This window comes from Macrococcus brunensis, from assembly GCF_022343725.1.
GTDB classification, from domain to species: Bacteria; Bacillota; Bacilli; order Staphylococcales; family Staphylococcaceae; genus Macrococcus; species Macrococcus brunensis.
This window is the reverse complement of the sequence record NZ_CP092179.1, coordinates 857,853-884,390: the sequence shown is the minus strand read 5'-3', so window position 1 is coordinate 884,390 and position 26,538 is coordinate 857,853. Positions and strand designations below refer to the sequence as shown.

Genomic DNA, 26,538 nt, shown 5'->3' with positions numbered 1-26,538 from the left:
CTATTTCTCTCCCTTTTTCAGAATATGACTTAAAATACTCATTCTCGTGTAGACACCATTTTCCATCTGTCTGAAAATACGTGATTTACTTGCTTCCACTAACTGTGTCTCTATCTCAACACCGCGATTGACAGGCGCCGGATGCATGACAATTGCTGATTCTTTCATCTTGTTGTAACGTTCAGCTGTCAGACCAAACTCATGGTGATAATGTGCTTCTTCAAACGTCTTACCACCATTATGGCGCTCATGCTGGACACGCAGGAGCATGCAGACATCAAGCTCTTCAATCACGTCATCTATCTTAACGTACTCTGCATCAATCGTTTTGTCCTGCCAGTAATCCGGGGCAGCTAAGCGAACATTCGCACCGAGCCTGGTCAATGCCTCCTGATTGCTGCGTGCAACACGCGAGTTTAAGATGTCCCCGCAGATCAGGACGTTCAGCTCTTCAAAAGTACCGTACTCCTCGTAAATTGTCATCAAGTCAAGCAGACACTGACTCGGATGCTGCCCACTACCGTCTCCACCATTAACGACTGGAATGCCGAGGTTCACGAGTTCTTTATAATACTCGTTCTCCGGGTGACGAATGACCAGTACATCGACACCGATACTTTCCAGTGTCTTCGCTGTATCATAAAGTGTTTCACCTTTAGTGACAGAAGAAGTTGATGTTTCAAATGGAATGACATCCAGCCCAAGTTTACGCTCAGCCATTTCAAATGAACATTTGGTACGGGTCGAATTCTCAAAGAAAAGATTAGCGGCATAGCCTTCAAAGCGGTCGACTTCACCTGCTTTGATACGCTGTGCCTGCGTGATGATTGACATGATTTCTTCATTAGAGAGATGTGCGATTGATAAGAAATTATCCATTATATCCGCTCCTATTCGTGTACTTTTGCTTCAGGTAAAATCAGGTTCAGCAGGATGCCTGCGAGTGCAGCAAGCGCCATACCTTCAATGTTCAGATGAATGTTCTGTACTGTGAAATCAATGTGTGCTTTACCGATACCGAGAACTAAAATAACAGATGCGATAATCAGATTACGTTTGTTACCGAAATCGACTTTTGACTCAACGAGCATCCGTAAACCACTTGCTGCAATGATACCGAAGAGCAGGATGGACACCCCGCCCATTACTGGTGTCGGAATACTTGAAACAAGTGCAGTAAATTTACCGACAAAACCGAGGATGAGTGCGAGTACTGCTGCACCGCCGATAACCCAGATACTGTAGATTCTTGTGATGGCCAGTACCCCGATATTCTCACCATACGTTGTACTCGGTGGTCCACCGATTAATGAGGCAACCATCGTCGAAATACCATCGCCCATTAAACTGCGGTGAAGTCCAGGGTTCTTGAAGAAGTTACGACCGACAATCTTATTGATGACAACCTGATGACCAATGTGCTCACTGACCGTCACAAAGACAATCGGAATCATGACCATGATCAGCACCCAGTCAAACGTCGGCGTGTAGTCACGGTAAGGCATGTAGATCTCAGGCAGCTGCAGCCAGTGCGCTTTAGCAATTCCGGTGAAGTCAACGACACCTAACATCACAGCAGTGATATAACCTGCAATAATCCCCATCAGGATCGGAATGATGGAAAAAAAGCCTTTTGCAAATATATTAAACGCTATCACTGTCAGTAAAGTGACCCCTGCGATAATCAGATATTTGCCGTTATAGCCGGTCGCGGCCCCACTGTCTGTATACATCGCCATATTGACTGCAACCGGTGCAAGACCAAGACCGATAACCATAATGACAGGACCTACGACAACGGGTGGCAGCAGTTTCAGCAGCCAGTCTGTACCGCTCAGTTTAATCAGGAAGCCGATGATGACGTACATCAACCCTGACATAAAGAGCGCGACGAGCATTTCGCCTAAATCATGCGTTTTTAAACCAACAATAATCGGCGTGATAAATGCAAAACTTGAGCCGAGATAAGCAGGTATCTGCCCTTTTGTAATCAAAATGTAGAGCAGCGTTCCAAGTCCAGATGCAATCAAGGCAGCTGATACAGGTAGGCCTGTTAAATACGGCACAAGGACTGTCGCACCAAACATCGCGAATAAGTGCTGTGAACTGAGCAGCAGCCATTCACTTGATTTAGGTTTTTCGTGAACATCATAAATCGGTTCGACTGTTCTTTCATAAATTTCTTCATTCATCTGCATATATATTCTCCTTTTAAAAAAAGCCTCTCTGCGTATGCAAAGAGGCTTAAGTTTTCACTTAATTACCCTTTGCCGGTCTCTCGTACCGATTTAAAAGAGCTATTTAATATAGACTTGTGTTTTTTCGTCCACTTCGTCCAGCATGACGATGATTTCTTCACTTAAAGCAGTGGGAATGTTTTTACCGATGAAATCTGCACGAATCGGCAGTTCACGGTGACCACGGTCGACGAGTGTAGCGAGACTGATACGGTTAGGACGTACATGGTCCAAAATAGCATCTAAAGACGCGCGCACAGTACGACCTGTATACAGCACGTCGTCAACAATCACGACATGTTTGCCATTCAGATCGGCTTCAATCTGAAAAGCCTGGATATCTGAACTGACACGGTCAGTCACATCATCACGATATTCAGTGACGTCCAGTATGCCTGTAGGCACAATCATGCCTTCAATTCGCTCGATTTTTGACTGAATGCGCTGTGCAAGAAAAACACCGCGTGTGCGGATACCTAACAGCACTAGATTCTGAGTCCCTTTATTGTTCTCAAGAATTTCATGCGCGATACGTGTCAATGTTCGGTCAATTGCTTTATCATCCAATATGACTCGCTTTTTCATCTTAACCCTCCTAAAAAACCTCACATCAAATAGACGTGAGGTTATCCTGCTCAACGCCTTATGAGCCTCTCTGGACTCAGTTAAAAGCAACGTGATTAAGTTAACTACATCTTACCACAATGAAGATTGATGTCAAATGCAAGTTTTACCATTTAAAAAAGCAACGTCATAGCAACGTTGCTTTTCAAGATTATTTTCTCAGTTTACGGATCAGTTCCTCAAAATATTCCGGAAGCTCAGCAGTACGTTCGATATATTCATCTGTCACAGGATGATCGAAGCCGATCACCCCAGCATGCAGTGCCTGTCCACCGATGTCCATTGTTTTCTTCGGACCATATTTCGGGTCACCGGCCAGCGGATAACCGATATGCTTCATGTGCACACGGATCTGATGCGTTCGCCCTGTTTCAAGCTGACATTCCACTAACGTATATTTATCAAATGTCTCAAGCACATTGAAATGTGTCACTGCCTGTTTACCGTCATCCTGCACTGACATCTCCTGACGGTCACGTGGATTGCGGCCGATCGGTGCCTCGATTGTACCGAATTCGTGCGGAATGATGCCATGGACAAGCGCTGTATATTTACGTGTCACTGTTTTATTGACAAGCTGCTCGACTAAACCACGATGGGCAATATCATTTTTAGCGACCATCAGAAGTCCGGAAGTATCTTTATCAATACGATGGACAATACCTGGCCTGATTTCACCGTTGATACCCGATAAATCTTTTATCGCATACATAAGACCGTTGACCAGTGTGCCATTTGGATGGCCGGGGGCAGGATGAACGACCATGCCTTTAGGCTTATAGACAATCGCGACATCTTTATCTTCATAATAGATTTCAATGCCAAGATCCTCTGCTACTAAATCGACTTCTTCAACCGGCTTTTCAGTCACCACAATTTCATCATCCATACGAAGTTTGTAGTTTGCTTTAACTTGTTTATTATTGACGACGACTAATCCATTCTTGATCCAGTCCTGAATCTGATTACGTGACCAGTCACTATTTGAGTCTGTCAGATATTTATCAATACGCTGACCGATCTCTTCTTCCTGTACTTCAAAGTTAAATGTTTGCATTCTTTTTCTCCTTACTCTCATTCACTAAAATCTCATAAATCAGTACAATCACACCCATAGTCAGACACGCATCAGCGACATTGAATATCGGAAAATCATAATTAATAATCTTTGTATCGATAAAATCGACGACATTTCCTCTGAACAATCTATCGATAAAATTACCGACAGCACCCGCAAAAATGAGCGTCAGACCGAGCTGCATCACAGGCTTGAAGGGCGCTTCACTTCTATAGAAATAAATAATAGCAACCAGTACGATAAGGGTAATGATATAGAAGAAGGTCATCTGATTCTGCAGCATGCCCCACGCTGCACCGTGATTACGGTGAGATGTAATTTCTAAAATATCACCGATGACTGACACTGAATCACCGATATTCATCGTTTTCACAATCATCCATTTCGTTAACTGATCAGCTGCCATGAGAAAAAAAGCAAGCGGCACCATCAGATGCAGATTATATTTTCTTTTCATATTTTCACTCCAATCTCAATTATTCTACCATAGAATAAGAAAATCGTCTTATATAATTGAAGTTTACATAATATTTTTAAAGTAGTTAAATAATTTTGAAAAAGATAATGATTAGTGAATAATGACTTAATTCGTCGTGCCGGCTATCCCTTTGAGATAGATCAGTCTTTTCATGACAGCTTGCTTTTTCTATCTAGTCAATCCGCTCCTCTTAAACTAAAAAACGCCGCTCCCGTAATCAGGATGCGGCGTTTCTATTATTCAGCGACAACTGCGGCACAGCGCGGGCAGAGATGATCGTCATTCAGCTCTGTTGAGTAGTTCCAGCAGCGCTCACATTTCTCGCCGTCTGCTTTTTCTACTAAGACGCTAGCTTCCGCATAGTCATTGCCGACTTTCTCGTCAACAACTTCAGCCTGTGACGTGATGAACAGCTGGTGCAAATGATCCATTGAGTCAAGAATCGCTTTATCATCAGCATTTTCTACGTACAGCGTCACTTTTGCCTCGAGTGATTTACCGATTGTCTTCTCTTTACGCGCTTCTTCGAGTGCTTTCAGGACATCGTCACGCAATGTCAGGAAGCGGTCCCATTTCGCGACAAGATCACTGTCCACTTCGTGGACTTCCGGCATATCAGTCAGATGCACACTGTCTTCAGTGACATGCGGTGTATGACTCCAGATTTCTTCTGCTGTATGCGGAATGACCGGTGCCAGCAGCTTCGTCAGCGAAACCAGAATCTCGTAAAGGACCGTCTGCATACTACGGCGGATGTCGGCATCCTTCGCTTCAATGTAAAGAATATCTTTCCCGTAATCGAGATAGAAATTACTGAGTTCGACATTGATGAAGTTCTGCAGCTCCTGATACATAAACAAGTAGTCATTGTTTTCATAATGGTCACGTGCTTTAGCCACAAAGTCATAGAGACGGTTCAGCATATAGCGGTCAACTTCTGCTAGGTCCTCATAAGCGACAGCATCAGCAGGATTAAAGTCATTGACGTTTCCGAGTAAGAAACGGAACGTGTTACGGATCTTCCGGTAGACTTCCGATACCTGCTTAAGGATATCATCAGAGATGCGGACATCTGCCAGATAATCAACTGACATGACCCAGAGGCGGATAATATCTGCACCCATCTGCTTGACGACTTTCTCCGGCAGAATCGTATTGCCCAGTGATTTACTCATCTTCCGGCCTTGACCATCCATAACGAAACCATGTGATAATAATTTTTTATAAGGTGACTGACCACGAGTTGCAACAGCAGTCGTGATAGAAGAGTTGAACCAGCCACGATACTGGTCAGACCCTTCGAAGTAAAGATCTGCCGGGAATGACAGTTCTGGACGTGCTTCCAGTACACCGCGGTGAGAAGAACCGGAGTCGAACCAGACGTCCATGATGTCGTTCTCTTTCGTGAATTCACCGTTCGGGCTGCCCGGATGCGTGTAACCTTCAGGCAATAAATCTTTCGCTTCTCTTTCGTACCAGACGTTTGAACCGAACCGTTCTACAAGTGCTGCGACATGTTCAATCGTCTCTTCTTCCATGATGATGTCACCATTCTCTGCATAGAAGACTGGAAGTGGGACGCCCCAGGCACGCTGACGTGAGATGACCCAGTCACCGCGGTCACGGATCATATTGTAGATACGTGTCTTACCCCAGTCCACTTTGAATTCAGTCTCTTCAATCGCATTCAGAATATCCTGACGGACTTTGTTGATTGAGGCGAACCACTGCGGTGTTGCACGGAAAATAACAGGTTTCTTTGTACGCCAGTCATGCGGATATGAATGGGTGAAGAATTCAAGTTTAAGCAGTGCACCGATTTCTGTCAGTTTATCTGTAATCAGTTTGTTCGCTTTGTCATAGTAGACCCCCGCAAACTCGCCTGCTTCCTCAGTGAAGACCCCTTTATCATCGACAGGCGAGATAACTGGCAGGTCATATTTCTGACCGACGATAAAGTCATCCTCCCCGTGGCCAGGTGCTGTATGAACACAGCCTGTCCCTGCATCAGTCGTAACATGGTCACCTAGAATCAGCAGTGATTCACGATCGATAAACGGATGCTGTACAGTGAGACGTTCAAGCTCAGTGCCTTTGAATTCTTTCTCAATGGTAACCGCTTCCTTATCCCAGCCGACTGCTTCACATACTGAGTCAAGCAGTGCCTGTGCAACAATATAAGACTTACCTTCCACATTGACCTGTACATAAGTCAGTTCAGGATTGACAGCGATCGCCACGTTTGCCGGCAGTGTCCAAGGCGTTGTTGTCCAGATGACAAATTTCACGCCCGGTTCCACGATACCTTTGCCGTCTTTTGTGTCAAATGCCACATAGATAGAAGGGGATACTTTGTCCTGATATTCGATTTCCGCTTCAGCAAGAGATGATTCACTTGAAGGGGACCAGTAGACCGGCTTCTTTCCTTTATAGATATAGCCTTTTTTCGCCATATCACCGAAAAGTCGGATCTGTTCAGCTTCAAAGACTTCCTGTAATGTTACATAAGGCTTATTCCAGTCCGCATTTAAGCCGAGACGCTTGAAATCAGTCTTCTGCAGCTCGACCTGTTCCAGTGCAAACTGCTTACATAATTCACGGAACTCAGCGACAGACATCTCCTTACGGTTGACACCTTTTTTCGTCAGTGCCTGCTCAATCGGCAGACCATGCGTATCCCAGCCTGGTACATAGGGTGTACGGTGACCCGTCATCGCCTTATAACGTGTAATAAAATCCTTGATGATTTTATTCAGGGCATGACCCATATGAATCTGTCCGTTGGCGTATGGTGGACCGTCATGCAGGATATAATCGGGTTTTCCGGCATTCTTGTCTAAAATTCGATGATACAGGTCCTGCTTCTCCCACTGGGCCTGAATCTGTGGTTCTTTGTTCGGCAGTCCCCCGCGCATCGGGAAATCTGTTTTCGGCATTAATAATGTCTCTTTATAATCCATTTCTCCAGCTCCATTTCGTTATAATAAAAAAACACCAGGCATTATACAGGGACGGAAAAATCCGCGGTACCACCCTGCTTAACTCCTGGAGTTCACTCATTAATTGTATTTAATTAAAGATAAAGTGATCCGTATCAATCTTCATATGCTGAACTTTCACCGCCTTCAGCTCGCTGATATATGAATGAATTCATACCGTCTCTATCAATATTAAATCTATTCTACCTCATCCTGAGGTGTTTGTTCAATAGGTTTAGTCTCTAAATCATAGTTGAGGAGATAATCCCAGTCCTCATTCTGCAGTAAATCAAGCTGGGCCTGCACAAGCATCTGGAAACGCGCACGGAATATTTTGGACTGACGTTTCATGTCTTCAGTCTGGAATGTAATTTCCCGTGCTTTCTGCATCGCATCATTGACCAGCATATCCGCATGGTTCTGAGCATCTTTAATGATGACGTCTGCCTGCATCCCTGCTGACGCTTTAATTTCATCACCGGCACGCTGAGCAACGACAAGCGCTTCGCCTATTGTATTCTCTACAGCACGGAATCGGCTGATGTTTTCATCTTTATCGTCAATGATACGCTGAAGCATTGCTTTTTCCTCGCGCAGTTTTTCCAGTTCATTACTGAGTTCACGCAAATAATCTCTGACCTCGTTTTCATTGAGTCCTTTATGAACAATATTAAACTGTTTCATTTCAATATCTTTTGGCATGTATTCCACTATTTTCACCTCTAATTGAATAACGTTTCAAACGTCACTCTGATTTTGTCTTTTTTTGTACGATCGCCTATTGATGCTATTTTAGCACGGCCATAGCCTTTAATAGAAATTAAATCACTTTCTTCAATCGTAAAACTCGTTTTGGTGATCACGGTATGATTGACTTTTACGTGTTCTGCCTCTATCATCTTCTGAGCGACTGCACGTGATTTACGCGTCAATTGCTGTATGACAGCGTCCAGTCTTAGACTTGCAATTGTTGTGGCCACTACCTGATATTGCTCTTCTGACTGTACTATTTCATTGAAAGGCACCGTTTCAAGTTTAACAGTTGCACCTTTAATTTTTGTCAGTTCTCTTTCCAGATAGAGTGCCATCTGAGTTGTGACGACAAACTGTATCCGCGCGCTGACTCTAATATCCCCGAGCTGTTCACGCTTGATGCCGGTCTGCATGATGGATCCTAATAAATTGCGATGAGACAGTGAAACGAATTTATCCGGATAATGAACTTCAACAAGACGGCATTCAAAATCTTCTTCAGTTGCCTCGAAATAGTCAGGTGCTAAAATAGCCCGCTTACGTTCACTCTGGTCATCGCCGCCGAACATCGTGATTTTAACGCCCGCCTGTTTCGCTACCACTGAAAAAATATACTGTTCGCGAGGATCGAGAAACGGTGTCAGAACAGGAGCATAAGTCTGTTCAGCACGATCACAGTACTGCATCGCGCTCTTAATGACATCCTGCTCCTCATTTCTGAAGTGCTGCATGATATTCATTTTAACTGTCCTTTCAGATAAAAAAATAATCTCACCTACATGAGATTATTTTTATTAATTACATAAACATCGATCTAATAAACTGTAAGTAAATAGCAACAAGTCCCTGCTCAAACATCCGCAGAACGAAAATCGCTACAATCGGTGAGAAATCAAACATGCCGAGCGGCGGGATAATCTTCCTGAAGATTTCAAGATACGGCTCTACAAATCTCGCGATCCATTCACCGATGAATGATTCTCTTAATCCCGGTATCCATGACATAAAGATGTAGATGATAATGGCATAGAAATAGATATTCAAGAGAACTAAAATACCATTAAAAATCATATCAATAACTGCTAAACTCATTCTTCCTCCTCTGGTGCATCCAGCATCTCAGTGATGCTGCCTGCGACCTCCACATTATCTGGTGTACATAAGAAGATATCCTGACCAATACGCTGTATATCGCCGCCTATTGCATAGACAGTACCACTCAGGAAATCGATGATACGTTTCGCTGATATCTTATCGATACGCTGCAGATTGACGAGAGTCGCTCTTCTGTTTTTCAGCTCATCCGCGATATCCTGGGTATCTGAGAATACCCGAGGCTCAAACAGACACATCTTCGAACTTGCTGATGCAGGCTCCGGTTTAATATTGACGACGTTCGGTTTCACGACACGTTTTTCAGTCGTCGTCTTCACTTGTTTCACGGGTGCAGGCGCTGTCTGCTTCTGCACAGGTTGCGCGCGTAACCGTTCTTCTCTCGTATCTTCACTGCTATAAATTTCATTGTCATTGTCTTCATCATCAATGACAAAGAACCCTTTAAATACATCTTTAATCGCCATGACAGCCTCCTATCCGACTAACTTAGTCCCAATTCTAATAAATGTTGAACCTTCACTGATGGCAGATAAATAGTCATTACTCATCCCCATTGATAACTCCTTACAAGGTGCATTTGACTGACCGAGTGCTGCAACCTGCTGCTGCAGCTCTTTCAGTTCAGCAAAGTATGTACGTAACTGTATCTGATCTTCAATATGAGGTGCCATCATCATTAAACCTACAACTTCTATCTTCTCAAACCCCTGCAGGCCTTTTACAAAAGCAATGACTTCTTCTGGTGCAAAACCATGTTTAGAATCTTCCCCTGCTACATTGACCTGTATAAAGCATTTGATCGTATGTTCTGCACGTTTCTCCACCTCATCAGCAAGCGACTGGCGGTCCAGTGAATGCAGGTAATCTACTTCATTGATGACCTCTTTTACTTTTCGTGTCTGCAAGGAGCCGATAAAGTGAAACGTTGCCTCAGAGGGAAGTGCTGCTTTTTTCTCAAGAAACCCTTCAATCCGGTTCTCGCCAAAATGTCTGAGACCCGCATCGTACGCTTCTTGTGCTCGGTCTATTGTAACATATTTTGTCACTGCGATAATAGTCGGAGCATGCGCTGTGACTGACTCTATTTCATCTTGTATAACCTTGAGATTATCTTTTACATTCATGATTGATTCCTCGTTCCTATAAAAGCTAACATGCGTCCGGTCTTGCCTTTTTCTGTACGGTAAGAAAAGAACCGCTCGTCTTCAGCAGTACAGATACCACTGATTTCAATCTGCTCACTCGGTACGCCTGCTTTAACTGCTAACATTTTATTGATTCCTTGTAAGTCAATCTTATAGTTGCCGTTGTCTTTTAGTTCAAAATAAGGCTCGGCATCAGAACTAAACTGGGATTTGATATCTGCATTCACTTCATAGCAGTTCTCACAGATCGAAGGACCTATCACACAGTGCAAATGCTCAGGTGACGGATATGCCTCAACCAGTTTCTTGACGATTTCCCCTTTCGTGCCACGCCATCCTGCATGACCGAGTGCGATGAAATTATCCAGATCCGAATAAAGATAGACTGGGACACAGTCTGCAAAGCACATCGTCAGAAGTACATCTCGGTCATATGTATAAAGACCATCGATGCCATGAAGTTTTTCAGTCAGTTCGCTGATATTCGTGCCTCTGTCATCCTGTGTCACTTCAGCTACCTCTTTGTCATGTGTCTGAATCGGAAAAACCCAGTTATCACGACTGAAATCTATGGCTTCTGCCAGACGCTGCTGATTAGTGATGACATTCTCCGGAGCATCATCGATATAGAGCGCCATATTCATCGCATCTGCAGGATAGGGACTGACTCCGCCTTGTCTGTTCGTGATACCGATTATTTTATTTGCTACTGTTTTAAGTTCTGTATACATAAGCTTCTCCTAACAAAAAAGGTCCTACGATCACCTGAGTGGCGATAGGACCGATTGAATAGTCTGATTATCTTCTTGTACGGCGTGAGCGTGAACGGTCACGTAAAAAGCTAGGTACATCAAGGTCACTGTCACGTGATTCAGTCTGTTTAGGCTGTGATTGAGTCTGTGGTTGTGACTGTGAATAAGTAGGCTGAGAATATGAAGTCTGCTGAGACTCATAACGCTCTTCTCTTTGTGTTTCTCTGACTGGTGCGCTTGTTGTCGGACGAACTGGTTTATCATTGAAACCTGTCGCAATAACTGTCACTACGATTTCATCCTGCAGTTCAGGATTGATAACAGTACCGAAAATCATATTCACATCTTCGTCTGCTGCATCCTGAACGATGTTCGCTGCTTCCTGAGCTTCGAACAGTGATAAGGATTCGCCACCTGTGATATTCATCAGGACACCTTGAGCACCTACGATAGAAGTTTCAAGAAGTGGAGAAGAGATCGCTTTTTTAGCAGCTTCCATTGCACGGTTCTCACCTGATGCGACACCAATACCCATCAGTGCAGAACCTTGGTTAGACATGATTGTTTTCACGTCGGCGAAGTCAAGGTTGACTTCGCCGGATACTGCGATTAAATCAGAGATACCTTGTACCCCTTGACGTAATACATTATCCGCTTCTTTGAATGCTTCCATCATCGGCGTTGATTTATCAACGATATCAAGTAAGCGGTCGTTCGGGATAACGATCAGTGTATCTACTGCTGCTTTCATCGCTTCAACACCGGCTGCTGCCTGTGTCTGACGTTTACGGCCTTCAAATGAGAATGGACGAGTCACAACACCGACTGTCAGTGCGCCCATTTCTTTAGCGATTTTTGCTACGACTGGAGCTGCACCAGTACCAGTACCGCCACCCATACCAGCAGTCACGAATACCATATCAGCACCTTGAATCGCATCTTCAATCTGTTCACGAGATTCTTCAGCTGCTTTTTTACCGATTTCAGGATTAGCACCTGCGCCTAAGCCACGTGTTAATTTTTCACCGATCTGAATTTTTGATGAAGCTTTTGATAAGTTTAATGCCTGGCCATCAGTATTAATTGCGATGAATTCAACATTGTTCATGCCGTGTTCAATCATTCGGTTAACCGCGTTGTTACCGCCTCCACCGACACCAATGACTTTTAATGTAGCCAGATGATTAAATCCTTGTTCAAATTCCAACATTCCCTTTTCCTCCTATACTGTAATGGCCATTATTCAAATAATGATTTCATGATTTTTTTCATTAATCCTGGTTGTTCTTCTTTTACTTCTTCGTCGATATCATCAGGTTTAACAGTAACTGTTTCGCCTGGTTCGACATTTACTTGATTTTTACGTTTAAATAAGCCTTTGGATTGCTTAGGTTTTTCTTCAGAAACTGTGTACTGTTCTTCCACAGGTGTTTCATGATTATTAATTGTAACATAATCAAGAAGTTCATCAAAGTTAATACCACTTGAAATGGTAGCGATTGCTGAAGAGAATTCAGGCTTTCTGATACCCATCTGAGTTGGAACGTGGACACGGACTTTCTCATTGACCATATCCTGCAGTAAATCCTTGATGCCGAGCATATTAGCAGTACCACCGGTAATCACGAAACCACCGTTGACTTTGTCGATGCCCATCTCCTGCAGCAGCTCAAAGACTTCTTCGTAGATTTCTTCGACACGTGCTTCGATGAAATCACTCAGTTCTTTCTGATTGAATGCCGCTTCTTCGTCTTTATCGTTTTGAGTAACGTGGAAGACGTCCTGTTCACTTGCGTTGTCATAAAACGCATGCCCATACTGCTCTTTGATGCGCTCTGCTTTATCATAAGAAGTGTTGAGTGCCTGTGCGACATCGTTCGTAATATGGCTGCCCGCAACCGGGATACTGTCTGCATCAAATAAAGCACCACGCTCATAGAAAGCGACTTGTGTCAGCTGATCTCCGATATCGATGACGCAAGCACCGAGCTCAACTTCAGTAGGCGTCAGAATATACGTATAGTTGTAGGCATCTGAGAACACATCCAGCACTTCAACGCCACATGATTCCACACATCTTAAAGTATTAACAAGTAAAGAGCGATTGATAGTGATGACGCCTGCATCAACAGCGAGACTTTGAGTCGCTACCATTTCTTTAGGATCGCTGACTTCATGAATATCATCGACAATGAAAAGTTTTGGATAGACACCGATAATCTCAGAGTTGTCTGCTTTGTATTTATCACGAACTGAATCAAGGACATCTTCTATATGCTGTCCAGTAATTTCAGTAGATTCTCCGCTGAATTGAATCGCATTCTCAATATCGAGTATTTCTGTATGAATAACCGGCATCTTGACAAAAACTTCTTTAATGTCAACGCCAGAAGCAATTTTAGCTTTTTTAAGTGCTTCTGAAATCGCCTGCTTCGCTACATCAAAATCATCGATAACGCCTCGTTTAATTCCATCTGTAAAAGTCTGGCCTGTGCCTATGACGTTAATTCCGTTATGAAACTTCTCGCCGACAACCACCTTTACACTCGCTGAGCCGATATCTATGGCTACATAGTAATGTTCTTCCATCAAATAGGCACCCCTTTTTTCTAATTTTTACACTATTTTAAGTTTACATGATTCATTCGTCATTGTGAACAAAAAAACGGTTTTACTCATAATATATTGCTTCATACTTGTTTATCAGACTTTTTCGCTTTCTTGCTTTCTAATTTCTTTTTGAGAGACTGCATTTTTGCATCGTGCTTTTTTTTATCCCGTTCTTTCTTCGCCTCTATCTCACTTTCGATTTCAAGCCGTTTTTCTTCTGCTTTCTTTGATTCATACGGAATAAAGACAGCTCCTACTTCAAGGTCAATAATACCCGGTTTAACTAGGTTACCATTCTGGTCCCGGGGAATATCTTTGACCATTCCCGGATAATAATTGAGCTTGTCACCCATCGTTCTTAAATCACCGATCACTTCCAGCCCGTCATTCATAAAAATCTGCACACGCGCAGAAGCCTCACGGTTAGGCAGAAAATTAATCTCGGACATATTATTTCTTATCGATTCTTCTGTTCGATTAAGAATATCAATCATCCTTACACGGTCACTGCCTTCAAAATCATTTAAGATAGGACCTGATTTTTCGGCCTGCTGATTTTTCAGAATCTGACCATTCTCCAGCACCGGTCGATAGTCGCTGCCATCAGCAATTATCGCACGTACCGCATACTCCTGTATTTTCACGTTGACCTGATTCGGGAAATGACGGCTGATTTCCACTTTTTTGACGCCGTCCTGCAGACGAAGATTCTGCTCCATCTCAGATACCGGCAAAGTATAAATCCGACTCTTATCCCCTATATTCAGTATTTCACTTACTTTCTTGTTCGTAATGAGATAGTTGCCTTCAATTTTTACATCCTTGACATAACTGATACCTGTAAACATATAGAGCAGTATTAATGTCACGAGGGCAATTACAGTCATAAAAATGGCGAACTGTATTCTATGCTTGCGTTTTCTTTTTTGCCGTCCGCCTTGTTTCAGCTGCTTTAATCGTTCATCTGACATATGACACCGACCTGTCTGATGAACTCATCACCGCGCACTTCAAATGTCTTATATTGATCCCAGCTGGCACAGGCAGGACTCAGCAGAACGATATCTCCGTCCTCAGTATATTCAGATGTCTGATTGACCGCATCTTTCACGTCGTGACAGATCGTGTAATCAATGTCGTGCTGCTCTGCAAACGCCTTTAACTTTTCTGTCGTCTCACCCACTATATACATACGCTTAACTGACTGGACATGCTGGTCTAAATCTTCAAACCCATTTCCACGGTCCAGACCGCCGCAGATCCAGTGAATTGGTTCTTTAAACGCATCTAATGCGAAAGAGGCAGCAAGCGTATTCGTCGCTTTTGAGTCATTGTAGTATCTGACCCCTTGTTGTTCTGTCACAAACTCTAACCTGTGGCTGATGCCTTTAAATGTTGTCAGCGTTTTGATGATGGCTTCATTCGCAATACCTGCTAGTTTACAGGCTGCTACACTGGCCAGTACATTCTCCTGATTATGCTTCCCTGGCAGAACAATATCTTTTACATCAATGATGAACTCATTTCTAAAATAAACTTTTCCGTCTTTAATATAGCTGCCGTCAGTCTCTTCTGTTGTCGAGAAATAAATGATCTGACCATTGACTTCATAATCGCTTAACAACTCTTTCTGTGCAGAGTTAAAAATAAGAAAATCTTCAGCTGTCTGGTTTCTAAAGATATTCATTTTAGCGCGGACATATTCATCCTGTGTACCATGATAGTCAAGATGTGCAGAATAAATATTTGTGATAACAGCGATATGTGGACGATATGTCTGTATCCCCATCAGCTGGAAAGACGACAGTTCTGTCAGCATATAATCTTTCTCGTCAGTTTCCTGAGCGACTTTAGAAGCGACATATCCGATATTGCCACTGAGATGTCCTTTTAAGTCACTATGCTTGAACATATCACCTATGAGAGAAGTGACTGTTGTTTTGCCATTCGTACCTGTAACTGCAATGGTTCTGCCTTCATGGATTCGGTAGGCAAGTTCCACTTCCGTTATAATAGGTATATTTCGCTTAAGCGCTTCCTGCAGTATTTCAATGCGATACGGGATGCCCGGATTTTTAACAATCAGCTCTGTACCTTCTAAAAGCTCTAATGGATGGCCTTGGTCGAACACTCGGACGCCAAGCGTACGAAGTGCCTGCGCATCCTCGCTTGCTTCAAGCGAGCCGCCGTCATTGACGATCACCGTCGCCCCTAGTTTCAATAACAGCTTTGCTGTCTCAAAACCACTTTTTGCGAGTCCAAGAACAAGAACTTGTTTACCTTGATAGTCTGTCACGTTTTTCATATTAGTTCACTCCTAAATAAATGCCGATCAATCCACTGATTAAACCTACAGCCCAGAAGACAAGGACAATCTTCCACTCGCTCCAGCCACCCAGTTCAAAATGATGATGAAGAGGACTCATACGGAAAATACGTTTACCTGTTAATTTAAATGAGGCCACCTGCAGCATAACTGACAACGTTTCAGCAACAAACATTAGACCGATGAAAAGAAGCGTCAGTTCCTGATTCAGCATAATAGATACAGTAGCGATGATTCCACCAAGTGCAAGTGATCCAGTATCTCCCATAAAGAGTTTAGCCTTATTTTTGTTGTAGAGAAGGAATCCAGCTAAACTTCCTATAAGGATCAGCGTGAAAAGCATGATACCTGACTGATTCTGTATAGAGGCTAAATAGGCATAACAACCAAATGCAATGATTGAGAGCCCTGTCGCAAGACCATCTACACCATCTGTCAGATTGACCGCATTCGAGAATCCGACCTGCCAGAAAATGATGAACACAATGTACAGAAGACCTAAAGGTAACCCTGCATCAGTGAATGGAATGTTGACAGTCGTACTGATATCCAGCAGTCCGAGAAAACGGCTGACCGAATAGAACAGTACCGCAATCAGAATCTGAAAGAGAAACTTCTGCTTTGATGTAAGTCCCTGGTTATTCTTTTTCACCACAATGATGTAGTCATCGATAAAGCCGATAAGACCAAATCCAAGCGTCACTAAAATCAGCAAGATGATCGGTCCACGGTCTTCTACAAATAGAAGAGCGATCAGACTTAAGAGCAAAGTACTGAGCAGAAAAGTAAGACCTCCCATAGTCGGTGTCCCACTTTTCTTCATATGACTTTTAGGTCCTTCCTGACGAATCGACTGGCCGAATTTCAAGCGTTTTAACAACGGAATGAAAAGCGGTACCAGGATAGCGGTCAGAATAAAAGCACTGAGTGTAAAAATAATTGTCTGCATAATTGTTATAGGCGGCTAGTTATTAGCCGCTTTCTCCTTTGTAGTTTGTGATTCTTTTTCCTGAGTGGATTTCTTTTCTTTAGGCTGGGTCTTTGATTGGTCGACTTCTTTCTGCAAGGCATTTTCCTCGTCTTTTCGTTCTGCATCAATAATCTGGTCATAAGCCGGAGATTGTTTTAAAGGATCTAATGAATCCATATTGACGACAATATCGACACCTTTTTTGATGGCGGTACCTGCTGGAACAGATTGCTTAACGACATAGCCACTGCCATCAAATTTAATCGCTGCACCAGTCAAGGTTTCAAGTGCATTAAGCTCCCGCTTCGACCAGCCGGAGAGGTCAGGCAAGGTGACATCGCCCGAAGTCAGTAAGAGCACCTTACTTCCATCAAGTAACTGGCCTGCTGCAGGTTGACTTGCAATCACTTTATCACCACTTCCCAGTACAATCGGCTCCAGGTTTCTGGATTCGATTTCAGATACTGCTTTATCTGTTGTCTCATTGATGACTGATGGCACTTCAGTCGTCGTCGGCTTCACTTTTTTCTGTGACCCTGAAGAAACATCCAGATATTTAAGTGTATTTTCCATCAAAGGCTTGTACTCTCTTGATACACCCATATTATACGCTTCTGCATCATTTTTTTGTGCTAGAGACATACCCATATAAACGATGACTCTCGGTTTATCTGCCGGCGCATAACCCATGAAGCTGACAAAATAAGGGTTAGCTCCCTGTACGTAGCCCCCATTTTCCGTATCAGCCACTTGTGCAGTTCCGGTCTTACCCGCAATCTGATAATCATCAATACGGTAGTTAAACGCATGCATCTCAGAACCGTAGACAACATCTTTCAGTTCACGCATTGTCTTTCTAGCCGTATCCGCTGTAATCGGCTGCCCGACCACTTCTTTTTTACCTTTAATCACCACTGAACGATCAGGGGAAGTCACTGACTGGACGATATAAGGTTTCAGCATCTTGCCCTCATTAAGTATAGCGGACTCAGCCTGGACCATCTGTATTGGCGTCACTGTTGTTGACTGACCGAAAGCTGAAACTTTCTGGCTCAGTGGATCTCCCCAAGAAATATTGCCTGCAGGTTCCCCGTCAAAGAGCACGCCAGTTTTTTTGCCAAATCCAAACTTTTCGTAGTATTGTTTCATTTTATCGATACCGACTTCATCCTGCAGTTTCATCATCAGGACGTTTGAAGAGAGCTGAAATCCTTTATTCATGGAAATCTTGCCCCAGCCGACATCGTTCCAGTCGGAAATCTCATGCCCTTCGACTTCTCGCGTACCTGACATATATTTTTTCTGACGCTGATATTTTCCTTCTTGTATAGCAGCAGCCAGTCCATATGTCTTAAACGTAGAGCCTGGTTCATAAGTGTTCTGGAATAAGTCATTCTGCCACTTATCACCAAAACCTTCCCGTGTCTCCGGATTAAAGGTCGGGCGCTGACTGAAGCCGAGAATTTCACCCGTTTTAGCATCTGCTACCACAGCAAATACATCTTTTGGTTTATAGCGCTTCACCATTTTATCCATCGCATCTTCGACAAATATCTGGATATTTTTATCGATAGTCAGATGAACATCATCACCGTCGACTGCCGGCTTAACATTTCCTGAGTTAGGCAGTACATACTGCCAGATATCCTGATTGAATGACGTCTTACCTGGCTGGCCAGATAGATAAGTATTGAAGACCTTCTCTGCACCTAGCATACCGTCGATCTGCCCCGTATCCGGATTCTTCTCGGCGAAACCAATCGTATGCGATGCGAAGTTACCATTTGGATAGAAACGTTTCTTCTCGGCGAAGAATGTCAGGCCGGGCAACTTTAATGCTTCAATTTTTTTCTTCTGAGCATAAGTCAGATCTCGACCTGCTTTACCGAATTCAACCTGGAAGGCCTTTTTTGTCGATAATTTAGCACGTATTTCTTTCTCCGGCATATCGATGATCTTTGCAAGCGCACGAGACGTCTTCTTGATATCCACGATATGCGCCGGTGACTGATCCGTATTCTTCATATTTTTATCAAGCACTGCAATAAGCTTGTAAGAGTTGACATCCTGAGCCAGTATTTGACCGTTACGGTCATAAATATTGCCCCGCTTAGGCTGATTAATAATATTTCTTGCATATTTTTCACTCGCTTTAAGAACAAGATCCTCTCCGGATGAGGTTCCTGTCAGCATCACAAAGGAGTATCTAAAAATCAACAGAAAAAAGAGCAGTCCGAATAACAAAACCAGAAGGACTGCTCCTATTTTATTTTTCTTTATTTTAATTGCTGCCATCTTTTTGCACGACCTTTACGTTATCATTTTTCAAGCTCAGGCCGTAACCTTGTGCTTTACTATAGATACGTTCGTAAGATGATTGCTTCATTGCTTCAGATTTTAATTCGCCGTTAACATCTTTCTGGTGAATAATTTCAGACTGTGTTGTTGCAATTTTGCTATTCATATCATACGCATCATACTTTAAAGATAGCATATAACTACTGACCAGTGCAATTAATGCCACAAGGACCAGATAGACCATTTTCTCTAATTTGGATAATGAAACAACATGGGTTTTTGTTGCCGTTTTTGTTTTAGTTTTTACGGGTGTGTCATACGCTCTTTCAAAGACATTACTGTTTACATATTCAGCTGCCATGTTGTCACCTCTTATTTTAATACTTCCACTACTCTGAGCTTCGCACTTCTCGCTCTATTATTGGCAGTCAATTCTTCTTCAGAAGATTCAACAGGTTTGCGGTTGACAAGTTTCAGCTTCGGCTTGAATTCTTCCGGTATAACCGGCAATCCTCGCGGAATATCAGGTCCCTTTCCGTATTCACGGAAAATTTGTTTGCACATCCGATCCTCCAAGGAATGGAACGTGATGACGGAGATACGTCCGCCTACTTTAACTGAATCAATCGCCTGTTCGATCGATGATTCAAATGCGCCCAGTTCGTCATTGACGGCTATTCTGATAGCCTGAAAGACTCTTTTGGCTGGATGACCGCCTTTACGTCGTGCCGGGGCCGGGATGCTTTCTTTAATGATTTCAACGAGCTGTACCGTCGTTTCAATCGGCTCTGTTTCTCTTGTTTTTTCAATGTTTCTAGCGATTTGTTTTGAAAACTTCTCTTCTCCGTAACGATAAAAGATAGAAACGAGTTTTTCGTACGGCCATTCATTGACTACTTCATAAGCTGATAAGTCCTGGGTGCGGTCCATACGCATATCCAGTCTTGCTTCCTGGTGATAACTGAATCCTCTCTCAGCATCATCAAGTTGCGGACTAGAGACACCTAAGTCATATAGAATGCCGTCTACTTTATCGATATTCAGTTCATCGAGAACCGTACGTAAATTACGGAAATTATTTTTAACGAGTGTTACCTTATGTAAATGTTCTTTAAGTACTTCTTTAGCATTATTCAATGCAGTATCATCCTGATCGATTGCAATCAGTCTGCCTGAATCCGATAACTGCTTAACCAGATAGAGACTATGGCCTGCACCACCTAACGTACAATCGACATAAACGCCGTCTTTCTTGATATCCAGCATATCGACTGTTTCATTTAACAATACGGTGATGTGATGGAACATATTCTACCTCCTAAAAATCTATGTCAACCAGCTCTTCAGCAATTTCTGAATAATGGGGTTCAGTTTCCTCATAGAATTTCTGCCATTCAGCGCGGTCCCACACTTCAATACGGGATGACACACCGACGACAATACATTCTTTAGATAGACCCGCATACGCTCTCAAGTTAGCCGGGATATTAATGCGTCCCTGTTTATCCAGTTCAACTTCAACTGCACCTGAGAAAAACAACCTCATAAATTTACGAGCGTCTTTTTTCGTAATCGGGAGAGCAGTAAGTTTCTCTTCGATCTTCTGCCATTCAGCAAGTGTATAGCCGAACAGACAGCGATCAAGACCGCGAGTAATCACGAAATGTTCTGATAATTCATCACGAAATTTGGCCGGGACTATCAATCGTCCCTTAACGTCCATCTGGTGTGAATATTCTCCCATGAACATCGCTATCACCCCGCCTCACTAATAATTTACCATACGTCCCCACTTTTCACCACAATTTATATAAAAAATCCCACAACTATTTTAATAAAAAAAATAAACCATTTTACATATAAGTAAAATGGTTTATACAAAAGTATTAAATTTCTAAAATCTGCTGTTCTAAAGTATATTGAACGCTTTCAATAACATCATCAAAAAGATTAAGTGAATAATTATTCAGCATGACTAAAGGATGCCATGTACGTTCCTGCAGACCGTCCCTCGGATGAAGATGAGCTTCGATTTCATTATAGTGGTTAAGCACTGTTTTGTTACGCTGGTGGAGTTCTTTATTGTAAGCTTTTTTGAAGTAATCCACTTGTTTTAAATGATGCTTTAAATTAGAAGCAATCAACCGGCTGACTTGTTCACTCTCAGCAAGTTTCATCATCTCACCGTACTGCGATTCTAATTTCTGAGTCGTCTGATATAACGTTTCAAAGAGAGCTATATTTGCATCCTGCTGCAGAAAATGGTCTGTCTCCTCCTGTAGTCCATGTGTCACAACTTCTGCCAGTGGGAGGTCATAACGTTCGATTAGCTTACGGATACGTGCATCGAGATAAGTGATGCGCATACGAGGCATCACGATTGGCATTTCGCGCTCCGCAAACTGAAAGACTGCATGCAGTTCGCCCCAGTATCTGACTTCGGCCGGCCCACCGATAAAAGCAAGTGTGTTAAACATCAGTTCTTCCATGAGTGGTCGTGTCACGACATTGTTGCTGAAACGTTCAGGTGACGACTCGATCATTGCACGGATTTCTTCTTTTGAATAGCTGTCATCTGATTTGCCTGGATAATAACGGCCGTCTTCTTCATTCAATAATTGACGTTTCCCGTCTACAGACATAAACAAGTGAACGTTAGTCGTTGTCTCGATAGAGTAGGAATCCATCTTCTGCTGCCCTTCATGGAAAGCGGCATTGATGTCTCTATGATGGTCAAACATCCAGAGCAGCTGTTCTTTTTCCAGCTGTCTTAGTTCTGCATCTGCACTGTCAATTAATATTAGACCATAGCTTTTAAATAGTTCATGTATGAGTTGTTTAAAATGCGCGGTCCAGTTTAAAGGCAGCTTCATCAATTGATCATAGATGCTTTTTGTGCGTTCTGTTTCAAGCAGCTGACTGACGAATGCAGTAATAGTGGCTGTCATTTCACCTTCTGTCAGCTCGAAATGTGAAACAGAATCTTCCGCTTCACGCTTAGAAGCTACTTTTAACTTCTGCATCTTATTTTTATCACTATTATAGAGGTAAGCATGGTTGACTTCACTGAAATCATGATCCTCACCCGCTATCCAGAAGACCGGCACTATTTGAGTGTTAAGCGCTTTTGACTGCTCTTCAGCCAGAACGATGATTGAGATAATTTTATGTATCGTATAGAGCGGACTGATAAATAAGCCTGCCTGCTGACCTCCGATGACAACTTGATGACCTGAGCGCAGGGCCTGGATATTATCCCGCTGCAGGGCAGTCAGTTCAAGGTCAGACATATAGTTTTCAATGACCTGACTCAGTTTTTCTGTATGTGGATGAGGCGCAGTCTGATGACGCAACTCATAGATGCCAGGTTCCTGTATCGCATAGTCGTAGCTTGAAAAGTCACCTGCTGCATATTTGCCTAGAAAACTCTGACGGTCATCTTGAACTGTTGATATCTTCATGAGTCGAACTCCTTCATATTATTCTGTTCACAATTATAAAGATTTAAAGTACATATTACAATGTAGTTGCTTAAACATAAAAAAGCCCTTATTTCTATTCAGAAATAAGGGAATGTATTACTTAGCGACTACTTCTTTACCGTTGTAAGCGCCACATGATGGACATACACGGTGTGATAATTTCATTTCGCCACAGCTTGAGCATTCTACCATACCTGGTACTGAAATTTTGAAGTGAGTACGACGTTTTCTTTTTGCTGTTTTAGATGTTCTTCTTTTTGGTACTGCCATGTTTTTCTCCTCCTCTACATATTAAAGCAGATCCTGCAATTTAGCGAGACGCGGATCGACAGCAGGTTTCTGCTGAAGCTGATCCTCGTTAACAACTTCCCAGCCTTTTCCTTGCGTCAGAGACATTTCAGAGTCTTCTTTAACGGCGCGGACAGGCTTTTCGAGTACAACCAATTCTTCAACGACGGGCTTCAGATCAATCATCCCGTTGATGATTTCATGACGGTTGAGTTCCTCGTCCAGATCAAAATCATTCATATCAAATACTTCCATCGACTCAATATGAATCGGAACTTCAACAGGTTCAAGCGTTCTAGCGTCTTCCATCACATAATGACCTGTGATCAGAATATCTGCATAAACTTCCTTGGACTTAGTGGTTAAAGAGCCTTCTACATGAATCGGCGATAAGTCAATCAACTGAAGATTATCAATAAGATGTGGAAATTCAACATCATTCTCAAATTGAAGTGGTGCATCCTGGTGTTTACGAAGTTGATTTATAGACCATTTCATAGGTTTCACCTCTTACAAACACAAAATTTATTTTAACTTCAAACTATATACTTTGTCAAGATTTTTTCTTAACAGTATATTCTGCTACAATGTTCATTATAACGACAACAGGAGTGAATATCAATGAAGTCAGTCGCTATCATTGCTGAATATAACCCTTATCATAATGGTCATCAGTACCATGCAGAGATGGCACGTGCAAAAAGTCATGCTGATATCGTCATCGCTATTATGAGCGGCCAGTTCACCCAGCGCGGTGAACCCGCTATCTTCAGTAAATTCGCGCGTGCCGAGTCGGCTCTTAACGGCTGTGACCTCGTCGTAGAACTACCTCAGTTCTATGCAATGAGTTATGCTGACGACTTCGCTTATGGCGGTGTCAAAACAGCCCAGATTCTGCGCGCTGATGCGCTGGCGTTCGGGGCGGAATGCGATGATCTCGACTTACTTAAAGCTGAGGCAAACCGCGTCAGAGAAGCTGACATTAAAAGCGGCAGAAGCTATGCAGTGATGATGGGTGACGAAACTTTCTCACAGCCCAATAATATTCTCGCTATGCAGTATATTAAAGCGGCTGACCCAATGCTAGATTTGATACCTATTAAGCGTATACAGAATCACTATCATGATACAGAGCTGACAGGGCGTATTGCCAGCGCAACTGCTATCCGTAAAGCCATTAGCGCCGGTTATGATTTTTCTGAATCAGTACCCGCGTCTATCGATACAGCACTTGCCGTCAGCTGGGAGGATTTCTTTCCGCTCCTTAAGTACAAAATCCTCAGCCATACGCCTGAAGAACTCAGAAATATCTACATGATGACTGAAGGCCTTGAAAACAGACTGAAGTCAAGTATCGACAACTCACATGACTTCAGCAGCTATATGCAGACCATCAAGACAAAGCGCTATACTTATACCCGCCTGCAGCGTCTCCTGGCCTATACACTGCTTAATATTAAGGAAGGACAGCCTATCACTGATATACGCGTGCTGGCGATGAATGATAAAGGACGTGCGTATATCAAAGGTATCCCTCACCTTCACACCAATATCAACAAAAAAAATGCATCGCTCTTCGCAATGGAAATTCGAGCGACACAGATCTATAATCTCATATCAGGTGATAAAAGAAACGATTTCAACACACCTGTTATTTATCAGCGAACTTCTTTTTAAGTGCTTCTTCAACGTGTGCGGGTACGATTTCACTCACATTACCACCGTATTTAGCAACTTCTTTCACTATGCTTGAGCTGATAAATGAATAGTGATTATTCGTCATCATATAAAGTGTCTCTATATCATCGTTCAGTTTCTTGTTCATACTTGTCAGCTGCATCTCATATTCAAAGTCACTGACTGCACGCAGACCACGGACAATAGTCTGAGCTCCTATATTTTCACAATGCGTAATCAGAAGACCTGAGAAATAGTGCACTTGGACATTTGGCCATGCAGCAGTCGCTTCCTTGATGAGTTCCAGTCGCTCATCCATTGAAAACAGGCCTACTTTACTGGAATTATTCAATACAGAGACATGGACCTCGTCAAATATTTTAGCACTTCTTTCTATGATATCTAAATGTCCGAGGGTAATCGGATCAAAGCTACCAGGTACGACTGCTCGTCTAATCGTCATGTTGAACTCCTTTTAATATACTGATTTTAACCGTGCCATATACTTCTTCTTTAATGACTGAGAAAGAACGAGGATTCACTGCTTCATCTTTGCCACATTCACACATCATCAGTCCATCTGGCTTGAGCAGCTGAAATTCTTCAATCTGTTCCAGCGCTTTATTCAGAAGTCCTTTCTGATAAGGCGGATCCAGGAAGATGATGTCAAATTTAATATCGCGTTTCTTCAATGCTTTTAATGCACGGAACGCATCATTGCGATATACTTCTACTTGTTCATCAATTGCTTCAATATTCTTTCGAATGGCGATAACCGCTTCTTTCGAGCCATCTACGAATATAACAGACTCGAGGCCGCGGCTCAACCCTTCAATACCCAGGCCGCCACTGCCTGCAAAAAGATCCAGGCCGATGCCATCAAGCGGTCCTAAAATATTGAATATGTTTTCCTTAATTTTATCTGTCGTCGGTCTGGAGGTCATCCCTGCCGCCGCTTCTATTTTAAGTTTCTTATATTTTCCTGCTATTACTCGCACGATTACACCTACCTAAAAGGAGATTAATTATGTCACAATCATTTATCGAACTGGGCCCCGGCCTCAGTGATTTCTTTGAATTTGAAGAACTGATCCGTTATAACCATGAACGTATCAGAAGTGTGGTCGCCCTGCATACGACACTTGAAAAGACACCAAAGACAAGTATCCTCGTGATCATGAATCCGACTAAACAAGGCCATTTTCAAGGGATTTATTCTACTTTTGAATCTCTACCCTATCCTTACCCGGACTCCAACAAGCGTTTCGACTTGATCAGAGGCTGGGCAGAGAACTATCAGCTGCCTTTTCTCGAATTCGAGACAAAAGCGATGCATCACTTCCATGAACAGGCTCTTTTCTATAATTATCTGATTGGTGTCTTAAGACTTCAGAGACAACTGCCTCCGCTATAAGGATTCATAGTTGGTCTCGAGCGTCTGATAAGGAGAAATCTCGACATTCAGTACATATTTCAGACGTGATAACTGCTCAAGTACTTCATCGACTTTTTCTGTATCGATGTAAAGAGACAGCCATTTGTCCTTGCGGTTGAAGTAAGCGATATGGCCGTATTTTCTCAGCTGCCGCTCATTCTTACTGCTTTTCATATAAATAATTAAATTTGTTCTAGGTGTTAAAGTCATCGTTCAACCTCATTATTACAGTTTCTTTTATAGTATCACGTTATTTGGTAAAATAAAATGTATCAAAATAACTGGAGGCAA

General features: G+C 42.8%; 29 protein-coding genes. 2 read left to right on the top strand and 27 right to left on the bottom strand.

Annotation, left to right across the window (positions count from 1 at the left end; all coding sequences use genetic code 11):
• The 24 genes from MGG13_RS04640 to MGG13_RS04525 all read right to left on the bottom strand — a co-directional run bounded on the left by MGG13_RS04640 (position 1) and on the right by MGG13_RS04525 (position 23,633).
• On the bottom strand, positions 1–879 hold the full coding sequence (locus MGG13_RS04640) for an aspartate carbamoyltransferase catalytic subunit (RefSeq protein WP_239035533.1): 879 nt from the start codon (positions 877–879) through the stop codon (positions 1–3).
• An 11-nt stretch (positions 880–890) separates the two neighbouring features.
• A complete protein-coding gene (locus MGG13_RS04635; protein ID WP_239035532.1) occupies positions 891–2,198 on the bottom strand; it encodes a uracil-xanthine permease family protein in 1,308 nt (435 codons plus the stop codon).
• Between the two features lie 99 nt (positions 2,199–2,297).
• Positions 2,298–2,822 (bottom strand): bifunctional pyr operon transcriptional regulator/uracil phosphoribosyltransferase PyrR, encoded by a 525-nt coding sequence (gene pyrR, locus MGG13_RS04630; protein WP_239035531.1) that lies wholly within the window; start codon positions 2,820–2,822, stop codon positions 2,298–2,300.
• 190 nt (positions 2,823–3,012) lie between these two features.
• On the bottom strand, positions 3,013–3,918 hold the full coding sequence (locus MGG13_RS04625; RefSeq protein ID WP_239035530.1) for an RluA family pseudouridine synthase: 906 nt from the start codon (positions 3,916–3,918) through the stop codon (positions 3,013–3,015).
• Positions 3,905–4,396 (bottom strand): signal peptidase II, encoded by a 492-nt coding sequence (lspA, locus tag MGG13_RS04620; RefSeq protein ID WP_239035529.1) that lies wholly within the window; start codon positions 4,394–4,396, stop codon positions 3,905–3,907. The genes MGG13_RS04625 and lspA overlap by 14 nt, the downstream gene beginning before the upstream one ends.
• A 257-nt stretch (positions 4,397–4,653) precedes the next feature.
• Positions 4,654–7,377, bottom strand: coding sequence for an isoleucine--tRNA ligase (gene ileS / locus MGG13_RS04615; protein WP_239035528.1), 2,724 nt, complete (start codon positions 7,375–7,377; stop codon positions 4,654–4,656).
• Between the two features lie 216 nt (positions 7,378–7,593).
• The gene (locus MGG13_RS04610) at positions 7,594–8,097 is read right to left on the bottom strand and encodes a DivIVA domain-containing protein (protein WP_239048057.1); all 504 of its coding nucleotides are present in this window, start codon (positions 8,095–8,097) and stop codon (positions 7,594–7,596) included.
• Between the two features lie 20 nt (positions 8,098–8,117).
• On the bottom strand, positions 8,118–8,888 hold the full coding sequence (locus tag MGG13_RS04605; protein WP_239035526.1) for a YlmH family RNA-binding protein: 771 nt from the start codon (positions 8,886–8,888) through the stop codon (positions 8,118–8,120).
• Positions 8,889–8,946: 58 nt separating this feature from the next.
• Positions 8,947–9,240 (bottom strand): YggT family protein, encoded by a 294-nt coding sequence (locus tag MGG13_RS04600; protein ID WP_239035525.1) that lies wholly within the window; start codon positions 9,238–9,240, stop codon positions 8,947–8,949.
• The gene (locus tag MGG13_RS04595) at positions 9,237–9,728 is read right to left on the bottom strand and encodes a cell division protein SepF (RefSeq protein WP_133431031.1); all 492 of its coding nucleotides are present in this window, start codon (positions 9,726–9,728) and stop codon (positions 9,237–9,239) included. The genes MGG13_RS04600 and MGG13_RS04595 overlap by 4 nt, the downstream gene beginning before the upstream one ends.
• A 9-nt stretch (positions 9,729–9,737) precedes the next feature.
• Positions 9,738–10,388 (bottom strand): YggS family pyridoxal phosphate-dependent enzyme, encoded by a 651-nt coding sequence (locus tag MGG13_RS04590; protein WP_239035524.1) that lies wholly within the window; start codon positions 10,386–10,388, stop codon positions 9,738–9,740.
• Positions 10,385–11,140: a peptidoglycan editing factor PgeF gene (gene pgeF, locus MGG13_RS04585; protein ID WP_239035523.1), complete on the bottom strand. Its 756-nt coding sequence runs from the start codon at positions 11,138–11,140 to the stop codon at positions 10,385–10,387. Before pgeF ends, MGG13_RS04590 begins: the two co-directional genes overlap by 4 nt.
• 67 nt (positions 11,141–11,207) lie before the next feature.
• Entirely contained in the window at positions 11,208–12,371 is a 1,164-nt protein-coding gene (gene ftsZ, locus MGG13_RS04580; RefSeq protein WP_239035522.1) for a cell division protein FtsZ, read from the bottom strand.
• 29 nt (positions 12,372–12,400) lie between these two features.
• The gene (ftsA, locus tag MGG13_RS04575) at positions 12,401–13,750 is read right to left on the bottom strand and encodes a cell division protein FtsA (RefSeq protein ID WP_133431035.1); all 1,350 of its coding nucleotides are present in this window, start codon (positions 13,748–13,750) and stop codon (positions 12,401–12,403) included.
• Between the two features lie 101 nt (positions 13,751–13,851).
• On the bottom strand, positions 13,852–14,742 hold the full coding sequence (locus tag MGG13_RS04570; RefSeq protein ID WP_239035521.1) for a cell division protein FtsQ/DivIB: 891 nt from the start codon (positions 14,740–14,742) through the stop codon (positions 13,852–13,854).
• Entirely contained in the window at positions 14,724–16,076 is a 1,353-nt protein-coding gene (gene murD, locus MGG13_RS04565) for a UDP-N-acetylmuramoyl-L-alanine--D-glutamate ligase (RefSeq protein ID WP_239035520.1), read from the bottom strand. Before murD ends, MGG13_RS04570 begins: the two co-directional genes overlap by 19 nt.
• Position 16,077: 1 nt before the next feature.
• Complete coding sequence (mraY, locus tag MGG13_RS04560) at positions 16,078–17,046, bottom strand: phospho-N-acetylmuramoyl-pentapeptide-transferase (RefSeq protein ID WP_239035519.1); 969 nt, start codon at positions 17,044–17,046, stop codon at positions 16,078–16,080.
• 15 nt (positions 17,047–17,061) lie between these two features.
• On the bottom strand, positions 17,062–19,362 hold the full coding sequence (locus MGG13_RS04555; protein WP_239035518.1) for a penicillin-binding protein: 2,301 nt from the start codon (positions 19,360–19,362) through the stop codon (positions 17,062–17,064).
• A complete protein-coding gene (ftsL, locus tag MGG13_RS04550) occupies positions 19,349–19,726 on the bottom strand; it encodes a cell division protein FtsL (protein WP_133431040.1) in 378 nt (125 codons plus the stop codon). The genes MGG13_RS04555 and ftsL overlap by 14 nt, the downstream gene beginning before the upstream one ends.
• Before the next feature lie 11 nt (positions 19,727–19,737).
• On the bottom strand, positions 19,738–20,673 hold the full coding sequence (rsmH, locus tag MGG13_RS04545; protein WP_239035517.1) for a 16S rRNA (cytosine(1402)-N(4))-methyltransferase RsmH: 936 nt from the start codon (positions 20,671–20,673) through the stop codon (positions 19,738–19,740).
• Between the two features lie 10 nt (positions 20,674–20,683).
• Positions 20,684–21,115: a division/cell wall cluster transcriptional repressor MraZ gene (gene mraZ / locus MGG13_RS04540; protein ID WP_239035516.1), complete on the bottom strand. Its 432-nt coding sequence runs from the start codon at positions 21,113–21,115 to the stop codon at positions 20,684–20,686.
• A 136-nt stretch (positions 21,116–21,251) separates the two neighbouring features.
• Positions 21,252–22,826 carry a bacillithiol biosynthesis cysteine-adding enzyme BshC gene (bshC, locus tag MGG13_RS04535; protein ID WP_239035515.1) on the bottom strand — a complete coding sequence of 525 codons (1,575 nt, stop codon included), beginning with the start codon at positions 22,824–22,826 and terminating at the stop codon, positions 21,252–21,254.
• A gap of 117 nt (positions 22,827–22,943) precedes the next feature.
• Complete coding sequence (gene rpmF, locus MGG13_RS04530) at positions 22,944–23,117, bottom strand: 50S ribosomal protein L32 (protein WP_133431044.1); 174 nt, start codon at positions 23,115–23,117, stop codon at positions 22,944–22,946.
• A gap of 21 nt (positions 23,118–23,138) precedes the next feature.
• Positions 23,139–23,633: a YceD family protein gene (locus tag MGG13_RS04525; protein ID WP_133431045.1), complete on the bottom strand. Its 495-nt coding sequence runs from the start codon at positions 23,631–23,633 to the stop codon at positions 23,139–23,141.
• 123 nt (positions 23,634–23,756) lie between these two features.
• Between MGG13_RS04525 and MGG13_RS04520 the strand changes: the two genes are divergently transcribed.
• Positions 23,757–24,812: a tRNA(Met) cytidine acetate ligase gene (locus MGG13_RS04520; RefSeq protein WP_239035514.1), complete on the top strand. Its 1,056-nt coding sequence runs from the start codon at positions 23,757–23,759 to the stop codon at positions 24,810–24,812.
• On the opposite strand, the gene coaD is transcribed toward MGG13_RS04520, so the two are convergent.
• Together coaD and rsmD are read right to left on the bottom strand one after the other, a co-directional pair.
• Entirely contained in the window at positions 24,787–25,275 is a 489-nt protein-coding gene (gene coaD, locus MGG13_RS04515) for a pantetheine-phosphate adenylyltransferase (RefSeq protein ID WP_133431047.1), read from the bottom strand. The genes MGG13_RS04520 and coaD overlap by 26 nt on opposite strands.
• A complete protein-coding gene (gene rsmD / locus MGG13_RS04510) occupies positions 25,265–25,810 on the bottom strand; it encodes a 16S rRNA (guanine(966)-N(2))-methyltransferase RsmD (protein ID WP_239035513.1) in 546 nt (181 codons plus the stop codon). Before rsmD ends, coaD begins: the two co-directional genes overlap by 11 nt.
• 29 nt (positions 25,811–25,839) lie before the next feature.
• Between rsmD and MGG13_RS04505 the strand changes: the two genes are divergently transcribed.
• Entirely contained in the window at positions 25,840–26,226 is a 387-nt protein-coding gene (locus MGG13_RS04505) for a DUF7147 family protein (protein WP_239035512.1), read from the top strand.
• On the opposite strand, the gene MGG13_RS04500 is transcribed toward MGG13_RS04505, so the two are convergent.
• Positions 26,221–26,457, bottom strand: a complete 237-nt coding sequence (locus MGG13_RS04500) for a DUF2129 domain-containing protein (RefSeq protein ID WP_133431050.1) — start codon at positions 26,455–26,457, stop codon at positions 26,221–26,223. The genes MGG13_RS04505 and MGG13_RS04500 overlap by 6 nt on opposite strands.
• Between the last annotated feature and the right edge of the window lie 81 nt (positions 26,458–26,538).